Origin of the sequence: Microbispora sp. H10949 (assembly GCF_014161435.1) — a bacterium.
Taxonomy (GTDB): Bacteria; Actinomycetota; Actinomycetes; order Streptosporangiales; family Streptosporangiaceae; genus Microbispora; species Microbispora triticiradicis.
In genome coordinates, this window is the sequence record NZ_JABBWZ010000005.1 from 189,152 (window position 1) to 213,717 (window position 24,566).

At 72.1% G+C, this 24,566-nt stretch carries 27 protein-coding genes and 1 pseudogene; 14 read left to right on the plus strand and 14 right to left on the minus strand.

The features are described from left to right. Positions 1–33: 33 nt before the first annotated feature. On the plus strand, positions 34–2,139 hold the full coding sequence (locus tag HHX40_RS14340; protein ID WP_259403589.1) for a HelD family protein: 2,106 nt from the start codon (positions 34–36) through the stop codon (positions 2,137–2,139). A 1-nt stretch (position 2,140) separates the two neighbouring features. On the opposite strand, the gene helR is transcribed toward HHX40_RS14340, so the two are convergent. Together helR and HHX40_RS14350 are read right to left on the minus strand one after the other, a co-directional pair. Next, positions 2,141–4,288: an RNA polymerase recycling motor ATPase HelR gene (gene helR / locus HHX40_RS14345; protein WP_182880975.1), complete on the minus strand. Its 2,148-nt coding sequence runs from the start codon at positions 4,286–4,288 to the stop codon at positions 2,141–2,143. A gap of 231 nt (positions 4,289–4,519) precedes the next feature. Then, a complete protein-coding gene (locus tag HHX40_RS14350) occupies positions 4,520–5,170 on the minus strand; it encodes a TetR/AcrR family transcriptional regulator (RefSeq protein ID WP_310738100.1) in 651 nt (216 codons plus the stop codon). A 210-nt stretch (positions 5,171–5,380) separates the two neighbouring features. On the opposite strand from HHX40_RS14350, the gene HHX40_RS14355 reads away from it, so the two are divergent. After that, the gene (locus tag HHX40_RS14355; protein ID WP_182880976.1) at positions 5,381–7,060 is read left to right on the plus strand and encodes an ABC-F family ATP-binding cassette domain-containing protein; all 1,680 of its coding nucleotides are present in this window, start codon (positions 5,381–5,383) and stop codon (positions 7,058–7,060) included. Between the two features lie 10 nt (positions 7,061–7,070). Here HHX40_RS14355 and HHX40_RS14360 read toward each other — a convergent pair whose 3' ends face one another. Together HHX40_RS14360 and HHX40_RS14365 are read right to left on the minus strand one after the other, a co-directional pair. After that, positions 7,071–8,270 (minus strand): hypothetical protein, encoded by a 1,200-nt coding sequence (locus HHX40_RS14360; protein ID WP_182880977.1) that lies wholly within the window; start codon positions 8,268–8,270, stop codon positions 7,071–7,073. 150 nt (positions 8,271–8,420) lie between these two features. After that, complete coding sequence (locus HHX40_RS14365; protein ID WP_182880978.1) at positions 8,421–9,566, minus strand: FAD-dependent monooxygenase; 1,146 nt, start codon at positions 9,564–9,566, stop codon at positions 8,421–8,423. Between the two features lie 86 nt (positions 9,567–9,652). On the opposite strand from HHX40_RS14365, the gene HHX40_RS14370 reads away from it, so the two are divergent. The 3 genes and pseudogenes from HHX40_RS14370 (at position 9,653) to HHX40_RS14375 (ending at position 11,191) form a co-directional block, all read left to right on the plus strand. Continuing rightward, entirely contained in the window at positions 9,653–10,189 is a 537-nt protein-coding gene (locus HHX40_RS14370; protein WP_182880979.1) for a TetR family transcriptional regulator, read from the plus strand. A gap of 55 nt (positions 10,190–10,244) precedes the next feature. Next, positions 10,245–10,358, plus strand: a pseudogene (locus HHX40_RS36645) (VOC family protein); the annotation flags it as partial. 293 nt (positions 10,359–10,651) lie between these two features. Further along, the gene (locus HHX40_RS14375; RefSeq protein ID WP_310738101.1) at positions 10,652–11,191 is read left to right on the plus strand and encodes a DUF1062 domain-containing protein; all 540 of its coding nucleotides are present in this window, start codon (positions 10,652–10,654) and stop codon (positions 11,189–11,191) included. Between the two features lie 39 nt (positions 11,192–11,230). Here the strand turns inward: HHX40_RS14375 and HHX40_RS14380 are convergent, their stop codons facing one another. After that, positions 11,231–11,791, minus strand: a complete 561-nt coding sequence (locus HHX40_RS14380; RefSeq protein ID WP_182880981.1) for a hypothetical protein — start codon at positions 11,789–11,791, stop codon at positions 11,231–11,233. Positions 11,792–11,968: 177 nt separating this feature from the next. Between HHX40_RS14380 and HHX40_RS14385 the strand changes: the two genes are divergently transcribed. Both HHX40_RS14385 and rox read left to right on the plus strand, forming a co-directional pair. Continuing rightward, entirely contained in the window at positions 11,969–12,577 is a 609-nt protein-coding gene (locus HHX40_RS14385) for a TetR/AcrR family transcriptional regulator (RefSeq protein WP_182880982.1), read from the plus strand. 315 nt (positions 12,578–12,892) lie between these two features. Then, positions 12,893–14,317, plus strand: a complete 1,425-nt coding sequence (rox, locus tag HHX40_RS14390) for a rifampin monooxygenase (RefSeq protein WP_220499172.1) — start codon at positions 12,893–12,895, stop codon at positions 14,315–14,317. A 46-nt stretch (positions 14,318–14,363) separates the two neighbouring features. Here rox and HHX40_RS36650 read toward each other — a convergent pair whose 3' ends face one another. Then, on the minus strand, positions 14,364–14,486 hold the full coding sequence (locus tag HHX40_RS36650) for a hypothetical protein (protein ID WP_259403591.1): 123 nt from the start codon (positions 14,484–14,486) through the stop codon (positions 14,364–14,366). A gap of 19 nt (positions 14,487–14,505) precedes the next feature. Then, positions 14,506–14,928, minus strand: a complete 423-nt coding sequence (locus HHX40_RS14395; RefSeq protein ID WP_182880983.1) for a VOC family protein — start codon at positions 14,926–14,928, stop codon at positions 14,506–14,508. Between the two features lie 102 nt (positions 14,929–15,030). Between HHX40_RS14395 and HHX40_RS14400 the strand changes: the two genes are divergently transcribed. Further along, positions 15,031–15,984 (plus strand): helix-turn-helix transcriptional regulator, encoded by a 954-nt coding sequence (locus tag HHX40_RS14400; RefSeq protein WP_182880984.1) that lies wholly within the window; start codon positions 15,031–15,033, stop codon positions 15,982–15,984. A 51-nt stretch (positions 15,985–16,035) separates the two neighbouring features. On the opposite strand, the gene HHX40_RS14405 is transcribed toward HHX40_RS14400, so the two are convergent. Beyond that, positions 16,036–16,962: a quinone oxidoreductase family protein gene (locus HHX40_RS14405; RefSeq protein WP_182880985.1), complete on the minus strand. Its 927-nt coding sequence runs from the start codon at positions 16,960–16,962 to the stop codon at positions 16,036–16,038. A gap of 165 nt (positions 16,963–17,127) precedes the next feature. Here HHX40_RS14405 and HHX40_RS14410 point away from each other — a divergent pair, with 165 nt between their 5' ends. Together HHX40_RS14410 and HHX40_RS14415 are read left to right on the plus strand one after the other, a co-directional pair. Further along, entirely contained in the window at positions 17,128–17,541 is a 414-nt protein-coding gene (locus tag HHX40_RS14410) for a MarR family winged helix-turn-helix transcriptional regulator (RefSeq protein WP_111699630.1), read from the plus strand. 237 nt (positions 17,542–17,778) lie between these two features. After that, positions 17,779–18,162, plus strand: coding sequence for a TIGR03618 family F420-dependent PPOX class oxidoreductase (locus tag HHX40_RS14415; protein ID WP_182880986.1), 384 nt, complete (start codon positions 17,779–17,781; stop codon positions 18,160–18,162). On the opposite strand, the gene HHX40_RS14420 is transcribed toward HHX40_RS14415, so the two are convergent. Next, the gene (locus tag HHX40_RS14420) at positions 18,155–18,925 is read right to left on the minus strand and encodes an alpha/beta fold hydrolase (protein WP_182880987.1); all 771 of its coding nucleotides are present in this window, start codon (positions 18,923–18,925) and stop codon (positions 18,155–18,157) included. The two genes, HHX40_RS14415 and HHX40_RS14420, sit on opposite strands and share 8 nt — an antisense overlap. 50 nt (positions 18,926–18,975) lie before the next feature. On the opposite strand from HHX40_RS14420, the gene HHX40_RS14425 reads away from it, so the two are divergent. The 4 genes from HHX40_RS14425 (at position 18,976) to HHX40_RS14440 (ending at position 22,372) form a co-directional block, all read left to right on the plus strand. Continuing rightward, positions 18,976–19,353, plus strand: a complete 378-nt coding sequence (locus HHX40_RS14425; RefSeq protein ID WP_182880988.1) for a winged helix-turn-helix transcriptional regulator — start codon at positions 18,976–18,978, stop codon at positions 19,351–19,353. A 225-nt stretch (positions 19,354–19,578) separates the two neighbouring features. Then, positions 19,579–20,784: a tryptophan synthase subunit beta gene (gene trpB / locus HHX40_RS14430; protein ID WP_182880989.1), complete on the plus strand. Its 1,206-nt coding sequence runs from the start codon at positions 19,579–19,581 to the stop codon at positions 20,782–20,784. Next, positions 20,781–21,608 carry a tryptophan synthase subunit alpha gene (gene trpA, locus HHX40_RS14435; protein ID WP_182880990.1) on the plus strand — a complete coding sequence of 276 codons (828 nt, stop codon included), beginning with the start codon at positions 20,781–20,783 and terminating at the stop codon, positions 21,606–21,608. Before trpB ends, trpA begins: the two co-directional genes overlap by 4 nt. Then, positions 21,605–22,372: a GntR family transcriptional regulator gene (locus HHX40_RS14440; RefSeq protein ID WP_182880991.1), complete on the plus strand. Its 768-nt coding sequence runs from the start codon at positions 21,605–21,607 to the stop codon at positions 22,370–22,372. Before trpA ends, HHX40_RS14440 begins: the two co-directional genes overlap by 4 nt. A 22-nt stretch (positions 22,373–22,394) precedes the next feature. Here the strand turns inward: HHX40_RS14440 and HHX40_RS14445 are convergent, their stop codons facing one another. The 5 genes from HHX40_RS14445 to HHX40_RS38195 form a co-directional block, all read right to left on the minus strand. After that, a complete protein-coding gene (locus tag HHX40_RS14445) occupies positions 22,395–23,480 on the minus strand; it encodes a hypothetical protein (protein ID WP_182880992.1) in 1,086 nt (361 codons plus the stop codon). Between the two features lie 64 nt (positions 23,481–23,544). Further along, entirely contained in the window at positions 23,545–23,733 is a 189-nt protein-coding gene (locus tag HHX40_RS37690) for a helix-turn-helix domain-containing protein (protein WP_310738102.1), read from the minus strand. Then, on the minus strand, positions 23,721–23,933 hold the full coding sequence (locus HHX40_RS37695) for a hypothetical protein (protein WP_310738103.1): 213 nt from the start codon (positions 23,931–23,933) through the stop codon (positions 23,721–23,723). Before HHX40_RS37695 ends, HHX40_RS37690 begins: the two co-directional genes overlap by 13 nt. After that, positions 23,930–24,139: an ATP-binding protein gene (locus HHX40_RS38190; protein ID WP_396787891.1), complete on the minus strand. Its 210-nt coding sequence runs from the start codon at positions 24,137–24,139 to the stop codon at positions 23,930–23,932. The genes HHX40_RS37695 and HHX40_RS38190 overlap by 4 nt, the downstream gene beginning before the upstream one ends. After that, on the minus strand, positions 24,105–24,446 hold the full coding sequence (locus HHX40_RS38195; protein WP_396787892.1) for a histidine kinase: 342 nt from the start codon (positions 24,444–24,446) through the stop codon (positions 24,105–24,107). The genes HHX40_RS38190 and HHX40_RS38195 overlap by 35 nt, the downstream gene beginning before the upstream one ends. Positions 24,447–24,566: the final 120 nt, after the last annotated feature.

A 24,566-nucleotide genomic window follows, 5' to 3' on the forward strand; every position in this document is an offset into this window, starting at 1 on the left:
TAGTGGAGGGCCGAGCCGAGAGGAGGGCTGCTGTTGCCGCAGTTCGACGAGGATGCCGCAGGACAGGTCGAGGTGGAGCAGGCCCATGTGGCCGCCATGTACGGGCTGCTCGACGAGCGGCTGGCGGATGTGCGTGCCCGGCTGGCGGACGTGTTGAGGTCGTCGGCCGGCAGCGCGGGCGAGGCGTACGCGCGCGATGTCGAAGCGGAGCGTCTGGCGCGCCGGCTTCGCCGGCTGGAGGGGGCCGAGGAGGGGCTGGCGTTCGGCCGGATCGACGGCGCGGACGGAACCGTCCTGCACGTCGGACGGCTCGGCCTGCACACCGGCGATCGGGAGCTGCCGCTGCTCGTCGACTGGCGAGCGGAGGCGGCGCGGCCCTTCTACGCGGCGACGGCCGTCCACCCGATGGGCCTGCGGCGGCGCCGTCATCTGCGGGTCGAGGGCCGTACGGTCCGTGCGGTGAGCGACGAGCTGCTGGACGGATCCGCGCCCGCGGTCGGCGACGTCGTCGGCGACGGTCCGTTGACGGAGGCACTCGAGGCGCGGCGGACGGGGCGGATGCGGGCCGCCGTGGCGACGCTGCAGGCGGAGCAGGACGAGATCGTCCGGTCCCCGCACCGGGGCGTGACGGTGGTGCAGGGCGGCCCCGGCACGGGCAAGACCGTCGTCGCGCTGCACCGGGCGGCGTACGTGCTGTACGCGTTCCCGGGCGCCGCCGCACGCGGGGTGCTGGTGCTCGGGCCGAACGCGCGGTTCCTCGACTACGTCTCCCGGGTGTTGCCCTCGCTCGGTGAGAACGACGTGCTCCTGGCGACCTGCGCGGAGCTGGCCGGGGTGGTGCCCGCCGCCACGGAGCCGTTCGATGTCGCGCGCCTCAAGGGGGATTCGGCGCTGGCCGGGGCGCTCGCGGACCTGGTGCGCTCCCGGCAGGCACCGGGCGGCGGGTTCGCGGTGCGTGCGGGGCAGGAGTGGGTCCGCCTGACGAGCGTGGACGTCGCGGCGGCACGGCGGGCCGCGGTGGCGAGCGGCCTGGCGCACAACCGCGCGCGGGAGGTGTTCAAGGAGCACCTGGTCGACATGGTCACGGACGCCCTGGAGCGCGGCGCCGTCGAGGCCCTCGAACTCATCGACGCCGAGGTCGCCGAGAGCACGGGCATGGATCTCGACGCCGCGGCCGCGGCCGATCTGCGGGCTCTCGGCTTCGACGACGCGCCGGCCGCGGATTCGGCCGAGGTGTTCGACGCGGATGCCGTCCGCGCGGACCTCGCGGGCGACGCCGGCGTCGACCGTGCGGTGGAGGCCCTCTGGCCGCGGCTGGCACCCGAGACGGTCGTACGGGCACTGCTGGCGGACGCTCCCACGATGGAAAGGCATCTGCCGTCGCTCTCCGGTGACGAACACTCCCGGCTGGCGCGCTCCCCCGACGCCCCGTGGACCGATGCCGACGCACCGCTGCTGGATGAGGCGGCGGCCCTGGTGGACGGGCCGCCGGAGCGGACGTTCGGGCACGTCGTGGTCGACGAGGCTCAGGAGCTGACCGCGATGCAGTGGCGGATGGTGATGCGCCGGTGCCCGGCCAGGTCGATGACGCTGGTGGGCGACTTCGCCCAGGCGGGCCCCGCGACCGCCGCGGGCGACTGGTCCCAGGCGCTGGGCCCGCACCTGGGCAGCCGGTTCGCCCTGCACACCCTGACCGTCGGTTACCGCACGACCCAGGAGATCCTGGCGACCACCCACGGCCTGCTCGCCCGGATCGCCCCCGGCCAGACGCCGAGCCGGTCGATCCGCAACGGCGAGCCTCCCCGCGGCCTCGCCGCATGTCCGCACACACTCGCCGGCACGGTGGCCGAGGAACTCCGGGCGCAGGCCGCGGCACACCCGGGCGAACTGCTGGCCGTGATCTGCGCGGATGACCGGGTCGAGGAGATGGCGTCCGCGGGTGTCGCACAGTGGGCGCGTCTCGTGCCGGCTTCCGAGGCCCGCGGCCTGGAGTTCGACGCGATCGTCGTCGTCGGCCCGGAGGAGATCGTCGCGGCCCGTCCCAGCGGGGAGCGTGACCTGTACGTCGCCCTCACCCGTGCCACCAGGAGACTGTGCACGATCGCCGTACACCGACGCGGGGCACCCGGCGACGGCTGAATCAGGGGCTGGTGAGGATGACGAGCTGCCGGGTCGCCCGGGTCATCGCGACATAGCGGTCGACCGCTCCTTCGACGCCGTCGCCGAACGCGCCGGGGTCGACGAGCACGACCAGGTCGAACTCCAGCCCCTTCGACAGCTCCGGGGTCAGCGACCGGACGCGTGGCGTCTCCTCGAACGTGGGGTCGCCGATGACGCAGGCGATCCCCTCGGCGTGCTCGGCGAGCCACGTGCCGAGCACCGTGCCCAGCTCCGACACCGGGCCGTACACGACGGGGACGCCGCCGCTGCGGATCGAGACCGGCACGTTCGCGTCGGGGAGCACGGCCCGGATGACCGGCTCGGCCTCCGCCATGACCTCCTCCGGCGTCCGGTAGTTGATGCTCAGGGAGGCCAGGGTGATCCGGTCGAACCCGATCCGTTCCAGCCGTTCCCGCCACGACTCGGTGAACCCGTGCCTCGCCTGGGCGCGGTCCCCCACGACGGTGAAGCTCCGGGACGGGCAGCGCCGCAGCAGCATCCGCCACTCCGCGTCGGTCAGTTCCTGAGCCTCGTCCACGACGATGTGCGCGAACGGGCCGGCGAGCTGGTCCGGATCGCCGGTGGCCAGCCCGGCCTCGTCGACCAGGGCGTCGCGCATGTCCTGCCCGCGGAGCATCGACATCACGAGCATCTCGGAGTCGTCGGCCTCGATCAGGTCCTCGACGACCCGGGTCATGTGCTCGCGCTGGGCGGCGACGGCGGCATCGTTCCGGCGCCTGCGGCGGGACGCCTCCGGGTCGCCGAGCCGCTGCCGCGCCGCGTCGAGGAGCGGCAGGTCGGACACCGTCCAGGCCTGCGCGTCCGTGCGCTGCAGGACGCGGATCTCCGCCACGCTCAGCCAGGGCGCGCACATCCGCAGGTAGGCGGGCACCGACCACAGGTCTCCGACGAGGTCGGCCGCCTCGATCAGGGGCCAGGCCCGGTTGAAGACCGTGAGCAGCTCCCTGTCGCGCAGCAGCGACCGGCGGACCAGGTCGGGCGGGGCGTCGCCGTCGTGCCGGTCCACCAGGATCGTGACCAGCTCCTCCCAGATGAGGTCGCGGGCGTCGTTGTGCGGGGTGCCGGGTTCGGCCGCCTCGAACGCCTCGGCCCAGTCGTCGGGGCTCAGCCACACCTCCGACCAGGGGGTCGTGACCGTCATCCCCGTGGCCGGCGGGTTCTCGTAGAACCTGACGGCCGGCTCGATCGCCTCCACCAGGCGGGCGGACGACTTCAGGCGGGCCGCCTCGGGGTCGGTCTCGGTCCCGGCCGAGGCTCCCTCGGTGACCAGGTCCCGCAGGGTGCAGGTCCGTACGCCGTCCTCCCCGAGGCTGGGCAGGACGTCGGAGACGTAGGCGAGGTAGGGCTGGTGCGGGCCGACGAACAGCACGCCGCCCCGGCGCCGGCCCAGGCGGGGATCGGCGTACAGCAGGTAGGCCGCGCGGTGCAGGGCGACGACGGTCTTGCCCGTGCCGGGACCGCCGTCGACGACGAGAGCGCCGCGCGATCCCGCGCGGATCACGGCGTCCTGGTCGGCCTGGATGGTGCCGAGCACGTCCCGCATCCGCGACGACCGGCTGCCGCCCAGGCTGGCGATGAACGCGGACTGGTCGTCCAGCGCGGCGTTCCCCTCCAGCCCGTCCGGGGTGAACACCTCGTCCCAGTAGTCGCTGACGCGGCCCCCGGACCAGCGGTACCGGCGGCGGCTCGCCAGGCCCATCGGGTTGGCGTGGGTGGCGCCGAAGAACGGCTCGGCCGCCGGGGAGCGCCAGTCGAGCAGCAGCCGGCGGCCCGCGCTGTCGGTGAGGCCGAGCCGCCCGACGTACACGGGCTCGGAACCGTCCGCGCCGACCATGCGCCCGAGGCACAGGTCCAGGCCGAAGCGGCGCAGCGTACGCAGGCGGGCGGTCAGCCGGTGGATCTCCAGGTCGCGGTCCAGCGCCTCGCGGCCCTCGCCGCCGGGCGCCCTGAGCTCGGCGTCGAGACGGCCGGACAGCTCGGCGACCGACTGATGCAGGCTCTCCGCGATGGCCGCGAAGTGCCGCTCGTCCTCGGCGATCAGCTCCGGGCCGGTCTTGTGGGACAGGTGGTCGGGAAGGTCGAACGCGCTGGTGGTCAAGGGGTTCACGGCATCAGCTCCGATCCGGTCCGGTGGTGCGCCGGCGTCCCCCGTGGGCGCAGGCCCGGCCTCGGCCGACGATTGTGCGGCACGACCGGGGTCTTGTGGCAAGCCCCCCGGTGCGCTATAGGTTGAGAGTGGAAAGGTGCGGACAAACCCCTTTCCGCCCGATCGCCGACCACCTGGATCGCGTCTGTGTGCGCCCACCGGGTCGGCACATACTCCCCGTGGGCGGCTCCCTCACTCTCCGGAAGACCCGCGGCCACGACGGGCGTGGCGTGCGGCGCTGACAGATGCCTCGACGGTGGCGTGGATACCGTCGAGGAGCCAGGTGAGGCCGAGGGCGAAGCTGGAGTCCCAATCGCTGTCCGCGGCGAGAGGGCCATGGGCGGCGAGGATTGGGTACCGCTCACGGTCGGCGCGGAAGCGATCCTGAGCGGCGGCTCGCGTGGCCTGCTCTCCCCCGGCCGTCCAGGTCGCCTGCATGAGCGCGGAACCGATGACGTAGTTGGACAGGCCGTACGCGGCGGCGGTCAGCTGCGGCCCGGTCACCCCGGCGTCCAGGAGGGTGGCGTACAGGAACTCGCTGCGGGCGAGCACGTTGGGGCCGAGCATCGGACGGCCGAGCAGCGCCGCCGACCAGGGATGTTCCAGCAGGACGGCACGCCACCCGCTGACCAGCGCGGTGATGCCGGCACGCCAGTCCTGGCCGTCCGCGTGCGGGATCTCGACCGCTGCGAAGATCGCGTCGAGGGCGAGGTCGAGGACGTCGTTCTTGGTCTTGACGTGCCAGTACAACGTCGTGGAGCCGGTCCCGAGGCGCTCGGCGAGCCGTCGCATGGTCAGCCGGTCGGCGCCCTCCTCATCCAGGAGGGCTATGGCCTCGGCCACGATCCGGTCGCGACTCAGCGGCGGAGCTTCGCGCGCCGCCCGTGCAGGCGGTCGCAGCCACACGTCCCCTGGCGAACCCGAGTGCTTCGTTCCCAACTCGTCCCTCCTCGTCCTTGCGCGGGCCAGTCTAGTATCGTGGTCGAGGACCGGATCAATGATCCGGTGGTCGAACGTCGTTCCAGAGGGAGTCGTCCGGCAGGGAGGAACACGGTGGCGGGACATGTCGAGGTGGACCGGCTCACCTACGTCCTGCCGGACGGGCGACTGCTTCTTCACGAGGCGTCGTTCCGCATCGGCGACGGCGTCAGGGCCGGGCTGGTGGGACCGAACGGTGCGGGGAAGACCACTCTGCTGCGGCTGATCGCCGGAGACCTGCGACCGGATGACGGCCGGGTGGCCTGCTCGGGTGGGCTGGGGGTGATGCGGCAGTTCATCGGCAGCGTCCGCGACGACCGGACCCTGCATGATCTGCTGCTGTCAGTGGCCCCCGACCGGGTCCGCGCCACCGCCGTGGCAGTGCGACGGGCGGAATCGGCGCTGGCGGAACGCGGCGACGAGACGACGCAACTGGCCTATGCGCAGGCGATCAGCGACTACGCCGACGCGGGCGGCTACGACATGGAGGTGGTGTGGGACACCTGTGCGACAGCGGCCCTGGGTCTGCCCTACGACGAGGTCCGGGAACGCCCGGTAGGCACCCTGTCGGGCGGTGAGCAGAAGCGCGTCGTCCTGGAGGCGCTGCTGCGCGGACCGGATCAGGTCCTGCTTCTGGACGAGCCGGACAACTACCTCGACGTGCCCGCCAAGGTATGGCTGGAAGACCAGCTGCGCGGCACCTCCAAGACCGTGCTGCTGGTCTCCCACGACCGGCAGTTGCTGGCCAACGCGACAGACCGCATCGTGACCGTGGAGTCGCGCGGCGTCTGGGTCCACGGCGCGGGCTTCGCCACCTACGCCGAGGGCCGCCGGAACCGCATCGACCGGCTGGAGGAACGGCGCCGCCGCTGGGATGAGGAGCACACCAGACTCAGGCGCCTGGTGCAGACCCTCCGGCAGACGGCGGCCAACAACGACGCCCTCTCCTCCGCCTACCGGGCCGCCCGTACCCGGCTGTCGCGGTTCGAGGAGGCGGGCCCGCCCGAGCGCCCGCCCAAGCGGCAGAACGTGCGGATGCGGCTGCGCGGCGGCCGGACCGGCAAACGCGCTGTCGTCTGCGAATCCCTGGAACTCACCGGACTGATGCGGCCGTTCGACGTCGAGATCTGGTACGGCGAACGCGTGGGCGTCCTCGGGTCGAACGGTTCGGGCAAGTCTCATTTCCTGCGATTGCTGGCCGAGTCGGCCGACGGCGGGGTCCCCTCGGTGCGCCACAGCGGCTCCGTACAGCTGGGCGCCCGGGTCGTGCCCGGCCACTTCGTGCAGACCCACGCCAGGCCCGACCTGCACGGCCGTACCCCCGCCGGGCTGGTCACGGCCGGGCATGCCCTCACGCTGAACGAAGCCATGGCCGCACTGGCCCGCTACGAACTCGCGCCGGCGGCCAATCAGCGGTTCGAGACCCTGTCCGGCGGTCAGCAGGCCCGGCTGCAGATCCTGCTGCTGGAACTGTCGGGAGCGACGCTGCTGCTGCTCGACGAGCCGACCGACAACCTCGACCTGGCCAGCGCCGAGGCCCTGCAACAGGGGCTCGGGTCCTTCGCCGGCACCGTGCTGGCCGTCACCCATGACCGCTGGTTCGCCGCCGACTTCGACCGCTTCCTCGTCTTCGGCGCCGACGGAACCGTCTACGAGAGCGGCGAGCCGGTCTGGGACGAAGCTCGTGTCACGCGTGCCCGCCCGGGCCGTCCGTCGGCTTCGGCCGAGGAACCGATCCGGCGCGCCCGGACCTGATCGCCGTACGTCACCGGTCCGGCGGCGGGGCCTCCCCCGCGGCCCGCAGCTCCGCGGCGACCGCCCGCTCACGCAGCTGGGCGGCCTCGGACCTGGCCACGTCGAGCTGCGAACGCAGGTCCGCCAGCCGCGCCCGTTCCAGTGACAGCTCCAGCGACAGCTCGGCCTGGACCCGATCCCGATCGGCCGCCGCCGACCGGGACTCCCCCGCGGCGCGCTCCGCCTCCGCGCCCGCGGCCCGGGCACTCGCCTCGGCCTGCGCCGCTTCGGCGCGCAGGCGGGCGGCCTCCGCGACCACCTCCTCGCGGGCCGACTCGGCGGCCTGCGCCCGTGACAGCGCCCGGTCGCGTTCGTCCTGGGCCTGGGCGACGGCCCGGTCGCGCTCGGCCTCCGCCCGCGCCACCGCGCGGTCACGCTCGGCCTCGGCCGACTGGGCCCGGGCCAGCGCGGCGGCGCTCGCCTGCTCCGACTCCCGGTGCGCGCGGCGGGCCAGCTCGGCCTCCGCCCGCGCCTCCCGCGCCTCGGCCTGCGCCTGGTCGCGTTCCGCACCGGCCCGCGCCGCCCGTTCCCGCACCTGCCGCACCTCGGCCGTGGCCTTGTCCACCCGGTCGGCGAGCTCGCGGACGGCCTGCTCGCGGGCGGCCTCGGCGGCCTCGGCCCGCCGGCCGGCCTGGTCGGCCTCCTGCCTGATCCGCCGTTCGGTGGCGGCCGCCTCGCGCAGCGCGGCCAGGGCCTGCTCGCGGGCGGTCTCCGCGTCGGCGAAGGCGGTGTCCCGCTCCGTGTAGGCCTCGTCCATCCGGCGGCGGGCCTCCTCCGCGTCCCGCCGCGCCTCCTCGGCGGCCTCCCGGGCGAGCCGCACCTGCTCCAGGGCCTGCTCCCGCTCGGCCCGGGCGATGGCGACGCTGGTGTGCGCCTCCGCCTGGACCGCGCTCAGCTTGGCCTCCACCCCCGCCGGGCTCAGCTCCTGCTCCAGCACCCGCGCCAGCGGGTCGATCGCCGCGGCGAGGCCCTTCTCCATCCGCTCGTACAGGTCCTCCACCCGCGCCAGCGCGCCCTCCAGGCCCGGGGTCGCGCGGCGCAGCTCCCGCTCCCGCTTGGCCGCCGCCTGGCAGTCGCCGTCCGGGCAGTACTCCCGCGGCCTGCCCCGCCGTACGGGCTGGTCGATGGGCGCCCCGCAGTGCTTGCACGCGGTGGTCACGGAGATCGTCACGACGGGCAGCCTAGCGATTTTCTGAATTTCTGGAAACAGAAAACAGAAAGACTCGATCCGTTGCGTGACATCCGCCCACGGATAACTTGGGAGATGGGTAATTCTCGCAAGTTATCTTCTGGCGGCTCCGCCTGAGGGCCGGGCCGGGGTTCACGCGGCTTCCCGCCTGTTCAGACCGGACAACTGCCAGGCCAGCCGGGTGCGGACGGCGGGGACGCGGCCGGCCAGGGCGAGGACGAGGTTGCGTAGCACGCGGCGGCCGTCGGCGGCGGTGGCCAGCCTGGTGAGCCGCCCGGCGAGGGCGACCACCTGCTCGGCTTGTGGGCGGCGGGTGGCGGCGTAGGAGTCGAGCAGGATGTCCGGTTCGCCGCCGAGCACCCGTGCCAGCGTCTCGCCCAGGTGTACGGCGTCGTCGACGCCCAGGTTCATGCCCTGGCCGCCGGCGGGCGAGTGCACGTGGGCGGCATCGCCGGCCAGCAGGAGGCGGCCCCGCCGGTAGGTGTCGGCGATGCGGTGGTGGACGCGGAAGCGCGAGCTCCAGATCAGCTCCCGCACCCGCGCGGGCTCGGCCTCGGGGCCACGGGTGTCGAGCAGGTGCTGCACGAAGGGGATGCCGGGTTCCTTGGGGGCCTCGTCCACGGTCGCGACGATGCGGTGCAGGCCGCCGGGCAGCGGGGCGACGACGACCAGTCCCGCGGGCGAGAAGTACAGGGTGACCTCGTTCTGCGGCACGCCGCCGGACAGGCGGACGTCGGCCAGGACGAACGACTCGGCGTAGGTGCCACCGGTGAAGCCGATCCCGGCGCTCTGGCGGACCGTGCTGTTCAGGCCGTCGGCGCCGATCAGGTAGGCGGCGCGGATCCGCCGCCCGTCGTCCAGGGTGGCGGTGACGCCGTCGGCGTCCTGCTCGACGCTGCTCACCCGGGCGGGCCTGATCACCTTGCCGCCGAGCTCGTGCAGGCGGGCCAGCAGGTGGGCCTCCGTGTCGGCCTGGGAGATCATCAAGGTGTAGGGGTAGGCGGTGGGCAGGCCGCCGAAGGGCACCGGCACCAGCATCTTGCCGCGGTCGCGGATGGCGAAGACCGGAGTGTGGAGGCCGTGCGCGGCCAGCCGGTCCGCCACGCCGTACGGCTCCAGGACTTCCAGGGTGCGGGGATGCACGACGGCGGCGCGGGAGGTGTTGGCGCCCTCCCCCAGCGCGTCGACGATCATGACCTGTCGGCCGTGCTGGGCCAGGACGATCGCGGCGGTGAGCCCGGCGGGTCCGGCTCCGACGACGAGCACTTCGGCGTTCATTGCGCCTCCTTGGTCAACGGTTGTTGGCATGAACGTAAGCCCGCCGCGAGTGGAATGTCAACGGTCGTTGGCCTACAATTGTTGACATGAGGAGATCCTCCGCCGAGACCAAGGCCGTGATCCTGGCCGCGGCCCGCGAACGCTTCGCCGCCGACGGTTACGACAAGGCCACCATCAGGGCCATCGCCGCCGACGCGCGGATCGACCCGGCCATGGTGATGCGCTACTTCGGCACCAAGGAGAAGCTGTTCGCCGCCGCGGCCGAATTCGACCTGGAACTGCCCGAGCTGGCGGCGGACCAGGCAGGCGCCGGGCTGGTCCGGCACTTCCTGCGTAAGTGGGAGGCCGACGAAGGCCTGCAGGTCCTGCTCCGCACCGGCGTGACGAACGAGGCCGCCGCCGAGCGCATGCGGACGATCTTCGGCGGCCAGGTCATGCCGCTCGTGATCGGCCTGACCGGCGATCCGGAGCGCGCTCCCCTGCGGGCTTCCCTGGTCGCCTCGCAACTACTGGGCCTGGCCCTGTCCCGCTACATCCTGAAATTTCCGCCGATGGTGGCGGCAACGGAGGAAGAGCTCGTCGCCTGGCTGAGTCCCACGGTCCAGCGCTATCTCACCGAGTGACACCGCGGGGTCTTCGCGCTCCTCTCCGCCCGGAGCCGCCGGCCGGTGCCCGGACAAGGCTCGGGACGACTCGGCCCTCGGCCGGTTCTGGGCGGAGGCGCTCGGCTGGGGCGTCTCCAGCGAGGGGCCCGGCGTGACCAACGTCGAACCGGTGGGCTTCGCCTGGCCGCCCGGAGGGCAACGAGTTCTGCGTCCTCGCCCCGGGCTGAGGCGGAAAACCGGTTGAGCCGTCCTTCCGTGTTCCCGTAGTTTGCCTGCGGCCCGTAGCAGTGAGGACAGAGGACGGAACCGCGTGACCCCGCCTGCTCTTCAGACCTGACACCTTCTTCCGCTCACCCGTAGCCGACGCTCCCGTCGGTCTCGCCGGGCTGCCCTCGCGCGCCCGGTCGCACGGCGTATGAGGCCGCGCGTAATCGGCCTCGTGTCAGGTCTAGAGAGATCATGTCTTCACAACCTCATATCGTGCTGCCCTGGGTCGTCCGCCGGACCAGGCTGCCTCTGCTGACGGTGCGTTGCGTGGGCTGCCCGTCGGAGTCGGCCACCACCGGCGAGGGCAGGTTCCGCGTCAACGCCAACGGCAAGCTGCTGGACGTGTGGCTGCTGGTCCGCTGCGTGTCCTGCGATCGGACGAGCAAGCTCACCGTGCACGAGCGGGTGCCGGTGAGATCCCTCGATCCGGCCGAACTCCACGGCTACCGCGTCAACGATCCGGAACTGGTGGCGTCCAGGCTGTTGGATCCGCTGCTCGCCCGGCGCAACCGCTTCACCCTGGACTGGACGGGGGCCTGGCGGCTGGACACCCCGGCGGCACGGGTCGACGGGGCGTGGCCGGTCCAGGTCGAGGTCGTCTTCGAGGACCCGGTGCCGGTGCGCCCCGACCGGCTCATCGCCCAGGGACTCGGCCTCAGCAGGAACGAGGTGCTCCGCCGGATCAAGTGCGACACTCCGCTGCGCCGTACGACGAGCAGCGGATTCGCGTTCGTCGTGATGGCCGGAGACTAGGGAATGCCGCCGTGGCGGGCCACCCGGCCCGCCACGGCTTCAGTCTCCCTTCGCGGCGCGGCCGAGACGGAGGGCCGAGATGAGGAAGAAGACGCCGCCGGGGATGGCGTAGCCGGCCGCGTTGATCAGCGTCGGGCCGGCCGAGGCGGCACCGACGATGAAGGACGCACCGGCGAGTACGGAGATGCCGCCGCTGATGATCATCGGCCAGTGGCCGCTCATCCTGCGGCGAGTGACACCCACGAGCAATTGGACCAGCCCCGCCACGACCGCCCAGGCGCCCCACACGCGCAGCACCGCCGGGATGCCGGACGCGCAGGCGATGGCCACGCCGATGGCGGTGACCAGGCTGACGGCGATGTTCACGTACAGCAGGGCCGATGATCCGGTGCTGCGCGACGCACGGGCGTCGACGATGGCGGCGGCCACGTCGAACAGCGGGTAGAGCACGAGCAGGGTGACCGCGAGCGGACCCAGGTTCGAGGCGGTCGTGAACATCGCGAGGGCCCAGACGACGGCGAACGCGAACCGGACGAAGTACAGCCGCCGCAGTGCGGACGCGGTCCCGGAAATACCCGGCGAAGCGGCGATGGTGCTCATGGTGATCCTTCCAGCGGATGAGCGACGAGGAGAGCGGTTCGACGCGTCCGGCCTCTGCGATCAGGGGGCGACCGGCAAGGGCCGCGCTTGGTAGACCGAACGTTCTATCGCGGCTCAGCATGGCAATCGGCGACGCAGGCTGTCAAGACCGAACGTTCTACCCACTAGGATGGCGGTATGTCCCGCCAATCCGAAGGCCGGCCGTCCGAAGCGCGGTCCCGGCTGCTCAGCACGGCCACCCGGCTCTTCTACGCGGAGGGCATCCACGCCGTCGGCATCGATCGCATCGTCGCCGAAGCGCAGGTGACGCGGGCCACCCTCTACCGGCACTTCCCCGGCAAGGAAGACCTCGTCCTCGCCTATCTGAACGAGGTCGACCGAGCCATACGGGGCCAGGCGGACGAGGCCATGGCCGCCGGACTACCGGCCGCCGGCACCATCCGGGCCCTCAGCGAGTCCATCGTCCAGGGCATCCAGTCCCCCGGCTTCCGGGGATGCGCCTTCCTCAACGCCGCCGCCGAGTATCCCGACCCCGAGTCCCCGGTCCACAGGGCCGTGCTCGCCCACCGCCAATGGTTCCTGGAGACCGTCACGGAACTGCTGGCCAAGATCCAGGAGACCGGCGCCGAGCCCGCCGCCCGCCACTTCGTGATGATGCGCGACGGCGCCATGGCCGCCGGCTGCCTGTTCGACCCCGTGCTGATCAGCGAAACCTTCCTCCGCGGAGTCGAGAGGCTCCTGGAGGTCTACGCCGGCACCGACTACAGCGGACCGGCGGGCGCCTGAAGCCGCGGGCCTGACGCGGTCAGGCCCCTGATCACGGATGCTCCGCACAGCCGTCCCGGCTCGGAAAAGGATTGGACGGGATGATGCTCGGGCTTGTAGCTTGCGGTCGACCGTGACACCGCCCGAGGAGGTGAGACCCATGAACGCTGTATCGACGTGGGTGCTCCCCCTTCCCGTCACGGCCGGCCGATCGACGTAGGTGTCGCCGGGAGCGCCTCGCCAACAAGGCACTCCCGAAAGGCAACACCTATGGACTTTCCGTTCGCCTCCGAGCCGTCGTCGGACGATGTGACCGAGCGCGACCGCGCGCCGTTCATGTTCGATGTGATCATCGCCGGGTGCGGTCCGACCGGTGCGATGCTGGCCGCCGAACTGCGGCTGCACGACGTACGGGTCCTCGTCCTGGAGAAGGAGACCGAGCCCGCGTCGTTCATCCGCATAGTCGGTCTGCATATCCGCAGTCTCGAACTGATGGCGATGCGTGGACTGCTCGAGCGCGTTCTCCCGCATGGAAGACAGCGTCCGGCCGGCGGTTTCTTCGCCGCCATCCCCAAACCCGTGCCCCAGGGCCTGGACTCCGCGTACGCCTATCTGCTGGGCATCCCGCAGCCGGTCATCGTACAACTGCTCGAAGAACACGCGATCGAACTGGGCGCGCAGGTCCGGCGCGGTTGCGCGGTCACCGGTTTCGAGCAGGACGACGAGGGTGTGACCGTCGAGCTGACCGACGGGCGACAGCTGCGTTCGCGCTACCTCGTCGGCTGTGACGGCGCGCGCAGCACGGTGCGGAAACTGCTCGGCGTCGGCTTCCCGGGCGAGCCCTCACGCAACGACACGCTGATGGGCGAGATGCACGTGAGCGCGTCGCGGGAGGAGATCGCCGCCAAGACGGCCGAACTCCGCGAGACCCAGCGGCCATTCTGGCTGCGGCCCTTCGGCGATGGGGTCTACAGCATCGTCGTCCCGGCCGCGGAAGTCGGCGACCGGGCGAAGCCGCCCACCCTGGAGGACTTCCAGCAGCAGTTGCGCGCCGTCGCCGGAACCGATTTCGGGGTGCACTCCCCGCGCTGGATGTCCCGCTTCGGGGATGCCACGCGGCTGGCCGAGCGCTACCGGGTCGGGCGGGTGCTGCTGGCCGGCGACGCGGCACACATCCACCCGCCCATCGGCGGACAGGGCCTCAACCTGGGCGTTCAGGACGCGTTCAACCTCGGCTGGAAACTGGCCGCGCAGATCCGCGGCTGGGCGCCGGACACACTGCTGGACACCTACCAGGCCGAACGTCATCCGGTCGCCGAAGCGGTGCTGGACAACACCCGCGCCCAGATGGAACTGCTGTCCGCCGAACCGGGCGCGCAGGCCGTGCGCAGGCTGCTCACCGAACTGATGGACTTCGACGAGGTGAACCGCCACCTGATCGAGAAGATCACCGCGATCGGCATCCGCTACGACTTCGGCGAAGGCCCCGACCTGCTCGGCCGCCGCCTGCGCGACATCGGCGTGAAACAGGGCCACCTCTACGGGCTGCTGCATCGCGGCCGCGGCCTGCTGCTGGACCGCACCGAACGCTTGACCGCCGGCGGCTGGTCGGACCGGGTCGACCACCTCGCGGATCCCACCGCGGCACTGGATGTTCCCTGCGTCCTGCTACGCCCCGACGGCCACGTCGCCTGGATCGGCGACGACCAGCGGGACCTGGACGACCACCTCTCCCGCTGGTTCGGCAAGCCCACCGGCTGATCGTGCCTGGTGCGGGCCGGCGCGGCCGGCGCCCTCGCGAGCCCGCTCATCGAGCGCGGCTCGCCGTCGGCGATGACCGCCCGGCCCGCCGCGCGAGCTCGTCGAGGTTCACCCCGGCGAGCTCGCGGCGGTGTTTCGGGTCGAGCGCGCGGGTGCCGAGTACGGTCACCGGGTCGCGCCCCCGCTGCTCAGCCCGTGTATTCGACGGCGACGTCCACGACCCAGACGACGCCGAAACGGTCGGTCAGCATGCCGTAGAGCGGAGCCCACTGCGCGGGTTCCAGGGGCTGCGCGATGACGGCCCCGTCGGAGAGCTTCTCCCAGTACGCGGTGATCTCCTCGGTGGTCTCGCCGCGGAGGGAGAGGAAGAACGAGTTCTCGCCCCGGTCCCACGGCTGCCGCGAGGGCACGTCGTAGGCCATCACGTGGAAGCCGTTGCCGGCGACCACCTGGCCCCACATCACCTGGTCCGCCTCGGCCGGGTCCTGCACGTTCCCGGCGTCCTTGTAGGTGACGACGGCGAGATGACCGCCGAAGACGGACTGGTAGAACTCCAGCGCCGCGCGGGCGTCGCCCCGGAAGTTGAGATGAGTGACGGACTTGACGGACATGCCGCTCCTATCGGTTATGGACGCTGTGCAGCGCCTGATGTGGGATAACCGTCGCAGGAGTAGCGGTCAGGATGTGGCCACTACCTACGGCACACTGAATCCATGCCGAAGACCTCAGCGCGACTGCTGGCGTTGCTCTCGCTGCTCCAGACACGCCGAGACTGGCCGGGAGCGCTGCTGGCCGAGCGGCTGGAGGTCAGCCCGCGTACCGTGCGCCGTGACATCGACCGGCTGCGCGAGCTCGGCTATCCCATCACGACCTTCAAGGGACCCGACGGCGGGTACCGGCTGGACGCCGGCACGGAGCTGCCCCCGCTGCTGTTCGACGACGAGCAGGCCGTCGCCCTGGCCATCGCGCTCCAGACCGCCGTCACCAGCGGCGTCGGCATCGAGGAGGCTTCGGCCCGGGCGCTGAACACCGTACGGCAGGTCATGCCCGCACGGCTGCGCCACCGGATCGACGCCCTCCAGGTCACCGCGGTCGGGCGCGCCGCGCCGAGCCCGGCCCCACAGGTCGGCACCGAGGTGATCATGGCCATCAGCGCCGCCGTCCACAGTCGTGAGGTGCTGCGCTTCGACTATGCGCCGGGGCCTGCGCCGCGGCGGGTGGAGCCCCACCACCTCGTGACGTGGGGCGGGCGCTGGTACCTCGTCGCCTGGGACCTCGACCGGGAGGAGTGGCGCACCTTCCGCGCTGACCGGATCACCCCGCGCATCCCGGCCGGGCCCCGCTTCACCCCGCGTGAGCTGCCCGGAGGAACGGTGGCGGCATTCCTGTCCGCCAGGTTCCGGGGCTCCGACGGCTCCGGCGACTGGCCCTGCCGCGGCGAGGTGATCCTCGGCGTGGGCGCGGCCGAGGTGTCCCCCTATGTCCGCGACGGGGTCGTCGAGGAGCTCGGCCCGGACCGCTGCCGGCTGGTCCTGGGCTCGTGGTCGTGGACCGGGCTGGCCGCCGCCGTCGGCAGGTTCGACGCCGACATCGAGGTCGTCGGCCCGGCCGAGCTCAAGGACGCCTTCGCCCACCTGGCCCGCCGCTACGCCAACGCCTCCGCATAGGCCGTACCGGACCGAACAGGACCGGCCGGAGGGCGATCTCGGGCGTGGGGGCTACGGGACGAAGACGATGCGGTCGTCGGTCTCGGCGGTCCACGCCTGCGCGACCTGGGCGAGAGGCACGGCGCGGGCCCGTACGTCGATCGCGCCCGCGGCCACGGCCGAGGCCAGCTCCGGCAGTTCGGCGAGGATGTCCCGGGCGGGGACCGAGCCGATGCCGCTGCCGACGATCTGCAGGCGGGCGGAGCGCAGCGCCACGGAGGGGATCGGCGCGGTCTGGCCGGCGACGGACCCGATCTGGATCCAGGCCAGCGGGGCGGTGCGGTCGGCGCGGGCGGTGAGCATCGGAATCATCGCGCCGGCGGCGGGTTCACCCCATACGTAGTCGATGACCACGTCGACATCGGCCGCGCGGCCGATCTGGTCGTAGGTGATCGTCTCGTCGGCGCCGAGCGCGGTCAGCGCCCTCAGACGGGCGGTGTCGCGGCCGGCGGCGACGACCTGGGCGGCGCCGAAAAGCTTGGCGATCTGGACCGCCATCCGTCCGGCGTTGCCGGTGGCGCCGAGGACGAGGACGCGCTGACCGGCGTGGAACTCGACGCGCCGCCGTAGCGCGATCCAGGACGACATGGCCGGATTCATCGCGGCGGCGATCCGTACGGGGTCGATGCCGTCGGGCAGGATCACGCTGCGACGGGGGTCGATGAGGGTGCGGTCGGCGAAGGTCCCCAGAGCCGTGTCGTCCAGGACCACGTACCGCAGGTTGCCCTCCGTGTCGCGCACCACGCCGTCGACGCCGGGGACGAGCGGGTGCACGCCCTTGCTGGAGTAGTGCGAACCGTTCGCCTTCGCCCTGGTCAGATGGTGCAGGCCGGCGGCGAGGACCTCGACGACCATCTCGTCGCCGTGGCGCTCGGCCGGGTCGGGGTGGTCGCGGTAGACCGGCGGGGCGTCGGCGGTCTGGATGACGGCGGCGTGCATGGTGGTCTCCCTAGAAGTGGTTTGCATTACCAACCATCGCCATAATGGTTGGTAATACGAACCATGTCAACGGGGCGGCGTGATCCAGGTGGAGCCAGTCGCCGTACGCGCGGGCCGGCTCCGGCTGGTTGGGATCGCCAACCATGCCGGAGCTACCATGACGGCATGACCGCCGCCGACGATGCCCTGGACGCCCTCGTCCGGACCACCTTCGAGGTGGCAGGCGTGCTGACCCGCGTCGGCGGCGAGAACGACCTGTCGCTCACCCAGCTGCGGGTGCTCGGCATCCTCCGCGATCGCCGCGCCCGCGTCACCGAACTGGCCGCCTATCTCGGCCTGGACAAGTCCACGATGTCCGGCCTCATCGACCGAGCCCAGCGCAGGGGGCTGCTGATGCGCGGCAAGAATCCCGATGACGGCCGGGTCGTCGATGTCTACATGACCCCGGCCGGGCTCGAACTGGTCGAGCGAGTGCACGACGAAGTCCGGCGCGCCCTGGCACCCAGGACCGGACGTCTTGACCCGGACCAGCTCGATCAGCTCGTCAACCTGCTCGAAATCGTCTCGACCCGCCCGTAGCGAACCCACCGCCCCGGTCGGGCGGCGCCCGGGCCCGGCAGTGGGTCGACATCGCCGGCGTGCGTCGACTGGCCGCAGTGCGCACTTTGGGGTTCCCTGAAGGAACTCGACGTGTTACGGTCATGGAGTCTCTTCAAGGAACCAATCAGCACCGGCGTTGAGAACGCGGTCGCGGCGGTGCGCGAGGGCCGCCGGCCATGCCGTATCACCCACCGACAACCCCGCAGGGAGAAGAAGATGCTCAACCCCGACGTACGCCGCGCCTTCGACGGCACCTCGCTGGCCCACCTCGCCACCGTCCTGCCGGACGGCTCGCCCCACAGCGTCCCCCTCTGGGCCGGCACCCACGGCGAGCACATCGTCTTCCTGACCGGCCCGCACTCGCGCAAGGCCCGCAACCTGCGCCGAGACCCCCGGGTGGCGCTCTCCCTGACGGCCGCCGACAACCCGTTCGAGCCCGTCATCGTCCGCGGCCGGGTCGTCCGATGGCTCGAGGGCGACGCGGCCTGGGAGATCATCGACCAGATCTCGGCGAAGTACATCGGCCGGCCCTACTCCCGGACGGAAGAGCGCGTCGTCGCCGTCGTCGAACCCGAACGGCAGACCGTCGGCGTCAGCTGAACGATCGATCGCGACCGACGACCAGGGTCGTATCCAGCAACAATTCGGCGAGTTCGCCCGGCACGGTGACCATGCAGTCATGGCCGCTTCGCAACTCCCACACCCGCGACGGAGTGCCGTTGGGCTGAACGGGGGGCACGGGACGGCGGGTGACGCCCTTCGGTGCGCCGCCGACGCAGTGGATGTGCGTCCGGGGAATCGCGTCCATGGCCGGATTGCGCAGCCGGACGGGCTGCTGGAAGCAGCGGACCGACTCGTCGCCGAGCATCGTGCGCAGCCACGCCGTGTCCGCCGGATCGGTCACCCCGAACAGGCCTATGGGCGCCGGCCCCTCCGGCATGGGCGGGATGCGCCAGGGCGCTTCGGAGGCGGCGGCCGCGTCGATCAGGTGCTGGGTCAGGGGCATGACGTCGAGCACGGTCTCGCCGTCGGCCGGGACCATCGCGTCGAGGTAGACCAGCCCCGCGATCCGGTCCGGGACCTGGTCGGCCACGGCGGATATGACCATCCCGGCGTAGCTGTGCCCGACCAGTATCACGTCGGTGAGTTCTTCCCCGACGAGGACGGCGACGATGTCGGCGACATGGGTGTCGAGGCCGACGCCGGGACCGAGCAGGTGCTCCTTCTCGCCGTGGCCGGTGAGCGAGGGGGCGAACACCCGATGCCCGGCCCGCGTCAGCAAGGGGACGACCCGATCCCAGACGCGCCCGCTGTGCCAGGCGCCGTGGACGAGAACGAAGGTTTTCGTGTGTGGCGTACTCATGGAAAAGGACGCTAATGAGCCGTCAGGTACCTCTTGGTAACCTTCGGCTCATGCGCGACTCAGCAGGAAGCGTCTTCCTCGCCGACTGCCCCGCTCGGCTGGCCATCGAGATCATCACCGACAAGTGGGCGGTCGTCGTCCTGTTCGCGCTGAGTCGCAGGCCGTGCCGGCACGGCGAACTTGTCGATCTCGTCGGCGGCATCTCGCGCAAGGTGCTCACCCACACGCTGCGCAGGCTGCAGGGTTACGGCCTGGTCGAGCGCCACTCCTACGCCGAAGCGCCCCCGAGGGTCGAGTACAGCCTCACCGACCTCGGCCTGACCCTCGTCGAGCCCATCGCGGTCCTGACGGACTGGGCGAGGACGTACGGCGACGCCGTGGTCAGCTTCCAGGAGGCGGCGGAAGAGCAGTCCGCGTCCGGCGGCTGACCTGCGGACCTTCCTTCGGCTCCACCTCAGGCTCCCCACCGGCCTCTCGTGAGACGACCGGCGACGACCGGCCTGGAGACGCGGCGGCCGGGCCGCCGCTCAGTGCCGCACGCCGACTGACGCAGCCGTACGAGAACGGAACCGTGGTGGCGTGCCCACGCTGCCCCATGTCACACTCACTGTTATAGAACTCACTGAGGAGTTATAGAACGATAGGAGCGTGGCATGCGAGACGTGTCGCTGTGGCGGGAGCCGGTCCCGCCGGACGGGACGATGGGCGAGCCCGGGGCGCGGGGCCGGTTCGGCGAGTACGGCGGACGGTACGCGCCGGAGTCCCTGGTGGAGGCGTGCCGCGAGGTGGCCGAGGCGTTCCGGGAGGCCTGGGCGGATCCGGGGTTCCGCGGCGCCCTGGCGCGGCTCCTCGCCGTGCACGCCGGGCGGCCGACCCCGCTCACCCCGGCCGGCCGGCTGTCGGAGGCGCTGGGGGTGCGGCTGTACCTCAAGCGCGAGGATCTCACCCACACCGGATCCCACAAGATCAACAACGTGCTGGGCCAAGCCCTGCTGGCCGCCCGGATGGGACGGCGCAGGCTGATCGCCGAGACGGGAGCGGGCCAGCACGGGGTGGCCACCGCGACCGCCGCCGCGCTGCTCGGGCTGGAGGCCACGGTGTTCATGGGTGAGCGCGACATCGAGCGGCAGGCGCTGAACGTCTTCCGGATGCGCATGCTGGGCGCCGAGGTGGTCCCGGTCACCACGGGCAGCCGCACCCTCAAGGACGCGACCAGCGAGGCCATGCGGCACTGGGTGGGCGCGACCGGGGACTCCCACTACTGCATCGGCTCGGTCGTCGGGCCGGATCCGTACCCCTGGATGGTCAGGGAGCTGCAGCGGGTCATCGGCGACGAGGCCCGCGGGCAGTGCGCCGCCGAGCTGCGGACCGGCGTCCCCGACTACGTGGTCGCGTGCGTCGGTGGAGGCTCCAATGCGGCCGGCACGTTCGCCGGGTTCGCCGACACTCCGGCGCGCCTGGTCGGTGTCGAGGCGGAGGGCGGCGCCGGGGCGGCCCGCGGCCGGCTCGGCGTCCTGCACGGCTGCCGCTCGCTGTTCCTGCAGGACGACGACGGGCAGATCACCCAGCCGCACTCCATCGCCGCCGGGCTCGACTACCCGGGAGTCGGCCCGGAGCACGCCCACCTGCGCGACCTGGGCCGGGCCCGCTACGTCACCGTGACCGACGACGAGGCGGTCGGCGCGGCGGTACGGCTGGCGCGCACCGAGGGCATCGTCCCGGCGCTCGAATCGGCGCACGCCCTCGCCTGGGTGATCCGCGCGGCCGGCGACGGCGATCTGCCCGCGGGATCGACGGTGCTGATGACGTTGTCCGGCCGCGGTGACAAGGACGTCTCCACTTTGAAGGAGCTGCTGTGACGAACCACAGGACGAACCCCACCCTGACCGCGGGCGCGGTCGAACGCCATCTGCGGGCCCGCCGGGACACCGGCCGCGGCCTGCTCATGCCGTACGTCACCGGGGGGATCACGCCCGGCTGGACGGAGTACCTGCGGGCGTTCGCCGACGCCGGGGCGGACGCGATCGAGGTCGGCCTGCCCTTCTCCGATCCGACGCTGGACGGCGTCACCATCCAGCGGGCGAGCGACACGGCACTGGCCCGGGGGGCGAGCACCCGCCGGATCCTCGCCGACCTGTCCGGCCTGCCGGACCCGGGCGTGCCGCTGGTCGCCAGCACCTACTACAACCTGGTGCTGCACGACGGCCCCGAGGCGTTCTGCGACGCGTTGCGGCGGGCCGGCGTCGGCGGCCTGATCGTGCCCGACCTGCCGGTGCACGAGGCGGACGAGCTGGCGGACGTGGCCGCCTCCGCCGGGATCGAACTTGTCCTGCTGGCGTCGCCGGCGACGCCGCAGCCACGGCTGGCGGAGATCTCGCGCCGAAGCCGCGGATTCGTCTACGCGGTGTCGCTGATGGGCACCACCGGTGAGCGGGCCACCCTCGCCGCCTCGGCGGCGGAGCTCACCGGGCGGATCAGGCGCGTCACCGACCGGCCGGTCTTGCTAGGATTTGGCATTTCCACCCCGGACCAGGCCCGTGAAGCCCGCCGGCACGCCGACGGCGTGGTGGTCGGCGCCGCGGTCATGCGGCGGGTGCTCGACGGGGCCGGGCCGGACGACCTGCGGGACTTCCTCGCGCCCCTGCGGCAGGCCCTCGACCAGGAGTGTGACCGACCACGATGACCTCCGACGGGACCCCCGACGCCGGGCACGAGGCGAGATACCGCGTCATCGCCGCCGACCTCGCCGCGAAGATCCGGTCGGGACACTACGCCCCCGGTGAGGCCCTGCCGCCGCAACGGGAGCTGAGCGCCTCCTACGGGGTGACCCTCATGACGCTGCGCCAGGCGTTGCGGGAGCTCAGCGACGAGCGGCTGATCGTGCAGCGGCCCGGCAAGGGCACGTTCGTCGCCCCGCCGCATCTGGCGTACCAGCTCGACTCGCTCCGCAGCCTGGCCGACGACCTGCGTAAGCAGGGCCACGACGTGCGGACCGTGGTGACCGGGCGGGCCGTGCGCCGGACCCCCGCCCGGATCGCCGCCGAGCTGCGGCTGCGGCCCGGCGACACCGCCCTCCGGCTGGAGCGGGTCCGCGAGTTCGCGGGGCGTCCCGCGGTGCACCAGGTGTCCTGGGTCCGCCGGCCGGTCGCCGACCGGATCCGCGACCGCGACTTCACCGCCGTCTCCCTCTACACGGCCCTCGCCGACGCGGGGGTCGCGGTCGCCCGGGCGTCCGAGGTGGTCCGGCCGGGACTGCTCGACCCCGCCGCCGCCCGCCACCTCCAGGAGCCGCAGGGCAGCCCGGCGCTCGTCAGCACCCGGATCACCTACACGCTCGACGCCACGCCCGTGGTGTCCGACCACGCCACCATCCTCGGCAGCATGATGGAGATCCGTACCGAACGCGCCGCCACCGGCCTCTCGCTCACCTGGGGCGCCATCAGCTGAGCACCTGTGCGCGGTCTGGCCATCAGCGCCGTCGCGGCGTGTAGGGAGCCAGAGCAGCGATGTCCACATCCGCGTCGGGCCAGCGAGAACGCAGCGTCTCGGCCAGGCGCCGGCACAAGCCCGTCAGCTGCGGCAGGGCACGGTGCGCCCGAGCGGTGTCGGCGGCGGCTTCCAAGGTCGTCACGAGTTGGGCGCGGCTGTCCTCCCCCGCCGGCCGCCCGTCCAGTGCCGGCAGACGCGAGAGACGGGTCAGCGCGAATGCCACGCATGCCGCCGCCAGGGCGACACCGTAGAGCCGATCGTCCTCAGCCTGCGGCACCCCGGTCGCCAGAGCCCGCCGATAGGTCTCGGCGACTTGCGGCAGTGGCGCCGAGCCACCGGGCTGTGCGGGCATGCTCACCCACATCCAGGCCGGACCCGGCACATGCAGGCAGACGGCATCGTGCAGCGCATGGGTGAATCCGGCGAACTCGAAGTCGATCAGGCGTGCATCGGTCGGCCCATCCGCGCGGACCAGAACGTTGTTGGTTTCCGGATCGCCGTTGCTCAGCGCCAGAAAGGGCCCCGGATCGGCCAGCTCCGAAAGGGCAAGGGCAAACTCGCGTTCCACCGCCCCGCTGATCGTTACTCCCAGGGCCTCGGCCTGCGACAAACCCTCTTCGCGCAGCCCGGCCACACGCCCAAGCCGGTCGGCCTCCGGATCGACCTGCCCCAGGTTCGCTCGCCGCCGGTAGTACAGCCCCGCCTGTCCGGCGGTCAACGCGCCGAGTTCGCCACGGGCACGAGCGAAGGCCTCCAGGCGTACGGCATGCGCGGCGATGCCATCGCTGCGCAACAGTCCGTCCAGTGCGACCCGTGGCGCGAGATCCTGCAGAATGACGCGTCCCGCAGAGATGTCCGCCGCCAGCACGCGTGGTGCCAGATCGACGCGGAGGTCCTCCGTCAGAAACCGCAGTGCGGCTACTTCCGTGCATAACCGCCACGCCTCGGCGTGCCTGCCATCGGCATGAGGTCCCATCCACTTGACGATCACTGTCTCACCGCGGTCGGTCCGAGCACGGGCCACCCGCCAGGGCTCCAACCTCGTCCACTCCACCAGCTTGATCACTGGCATCAGCCTAGTGCGGCGGGCTTGCCGGCCTCGGCGGTCGGCGTTTCCGATGGCACGACGTTCACGGAGGCTCGGGAGCACCGAGCAGGCCGCGGTTGTGACCCTCCGCGACCGCGGCCGCACGGTCGTTGACGTCGAGCTTCGCATAGATGTTGAGCAGGTGCGTCTTGACTGTGGCCTCGGTGATGAACAGCCGGGCGGCCGCCTCCCGGTTGGTGTGGCCGGTCGCGACCAGGCTCAGCACTTCCACTCACGCCGGCTCAACAGGCCGGTCGACGGCGCCGGAGCGCGCAACCGGCTCATCAGGCGGGCGGCGACCGACGGAGAGAGCGCGACCTCCCCGCGGGCGGCCGAGCGCACGGCGCGCAGCAGCTCGGCGAACATGCTGCTCAGCCCGTCCCGTACCACCGGGTGGTCGTCGGCCACGAGCAGCTTGATCGGGCCACTCACGAACGCACCTCCGGCGCCTTGGCAGGCGGGCAGGCCGAGATCCCGGTCCCGTCCCCCACCTCCGATTCGATCTGCAACGTGCCCGACAACGCCTCGATCCGCTGCCGCATCGCCACCAACCCGAAGCCCCCGTTGCGCTCGATCCGGGAGGCCGGGTCGAAGCCACGGCCGTCATCGCGTACGTTGAGCGCCACCTGCCGGTCCATGCAACTCGTTCACCGAGCGCCGCGCCTCGGTCAGGCTCTCCCGGGCCAGCGCGGTCGCCGCGGCGTGGTGCCGCCGCCACGCGGCCGGGTCGTCGGCCGCGTGCTCGGCCGCCTGCAACTGGGTGACGATGCCGGTCAGGCCCTGGGCCGGTGTGTCGTGGATCTCCCGAGCCATCCGGGCCCGCTCGTCGAGGACGCCGGCCGCGCGGGCCTCTTCGTTCCTGACGGGATTCAGCGTCGCGACGGAGGCACCCCATGCGGATCGCCCGATCTCACGAGCGGGCGGTGGAATCGGTCGCTCGCCCACGGGTGGAGCGGCTCCACCGATCGGTGGATTCAGGGGTGTGGAGGCAGGGCGGGGCTACTCGGTGATACCGTATAGTGGTACTCGGTAGCACGTAGTACCGAAAGGGCTGAGGAGCACCTG

What these genes read in the sequence shown, in the direction of transcription:
- HHX40_RS14365 (WP_182880978.1), bottom strand. Translation starts at nt 9,566, where the DNA reads ATGAACGCCGAAGTGCTCGTCGTCGGAGCCGGACCCGCCGGGCTCACC.
- HHX40_RS14370 (WP_182880979.1), top strand. Translation starts at nt 9,653, where the DNA reads ATGAGGAGATCCTCCGCCGAGACCAAGGCCGTGATCCTGGCCGCGGCC.
- HHX40_RS14380 (WP_182880981.1), bottom strand. Translation starts at nt 11,791, where the DNA reads ATGAGCACCATCGCCGCTTCGCCGGGTATTTCCGGGACCGCGTCCGCA.
- HHX40_RS14385 (WP_182880982.1), top strand. Translation starts at nt 11,969, where the DNA reads ATGTCCCGCCAATCCGAAGGCCGGCCGTCCGAAGCGCGGTCCCGGCTG.
- rox (WP_220499172.1), top strand. Translation starts at nt 12,893, where the DNA reads ATGTTCGATGTGATCATCGCCGGGTGCGGTCCGACCGGTGCGATGCTG.
- HHX40_RS14395 (WP_182880983.1), bottom strand. Translation starts at nt 14,928, where the DNA reads ATGTCCGTCAAGTCCGTCACTCATCTCAACTTCCGGGGCGACGCCCGC.
- HHX40_RS14400 (WP_182880984.1), top strand. Translation starts at nt 15,031, where the DNA reads ATGCCGAAGACCTCAGCGCGACTGCTGGCGTTGCTCTCGCTGCTCCAG.
- HHX40_RS14405 (WP_182880985.1), bottom strand. Translation starts at nt 16,962, where the DNA reads ATGCACGCCGCCGTCATCCAGACCGCCGACGCCCCGCCGGTCTACCGC.
- HHX40_RS14410 (WP_111699630.1), top strand. Translation starts at nt 17,128, where the DNA reads ATGACCGCCGCCGACGATGCCCTGGACGCCCTCGTCCGGACCACCTTC.
- HHX40_RS14415 (WP_182880986.1), top strand. Translation starts at nt 17,779, where the DNA reads ATGCTCAACCCCGACGTACGCCGCGCCTTCGACGGCACCTCGCTGGCC.
- HHX40_RS14420 (WP_182880987.1), bottom strand. Translation starts at nt 18,925, where the DNA reads ATGAGTACGCCACACACGAAAACCTTCGTTCTCGTCCACGGCGCCTGG.
- HHX40_RS14425 (WP_182880988.1), top strand. Translation starts at nt 18,976, where the DNA reads ATGCGCGACTCAGCAGGAAGCGTCTTCCTCGCCGACTGCCCCGCTCGG.
- trpB (WP_182880989.1), top strand. Translation starts at nt 19,579, where the DNA reads ATGCGAGACGTGTCGCTGTGGCGGGAGCCGGTCCCGCCGGACGGGACG.
- HHX40_RS14440 (WP_182880991.1), top strand. Translation starts at nt 21,605, where the DNA reads ATGACCTCCGACGGGACCCCCGACGCCGGGCACGAGGCGAGATACCGC.
- HHX40_RS38190 (WP_396787891.1), bottom strand. Translation starts at nt 24,139, where the DNA reads ATGGACCGGCAGGTGGCGCTCAACGTACGCGATGACGGCCGTGGCTTC.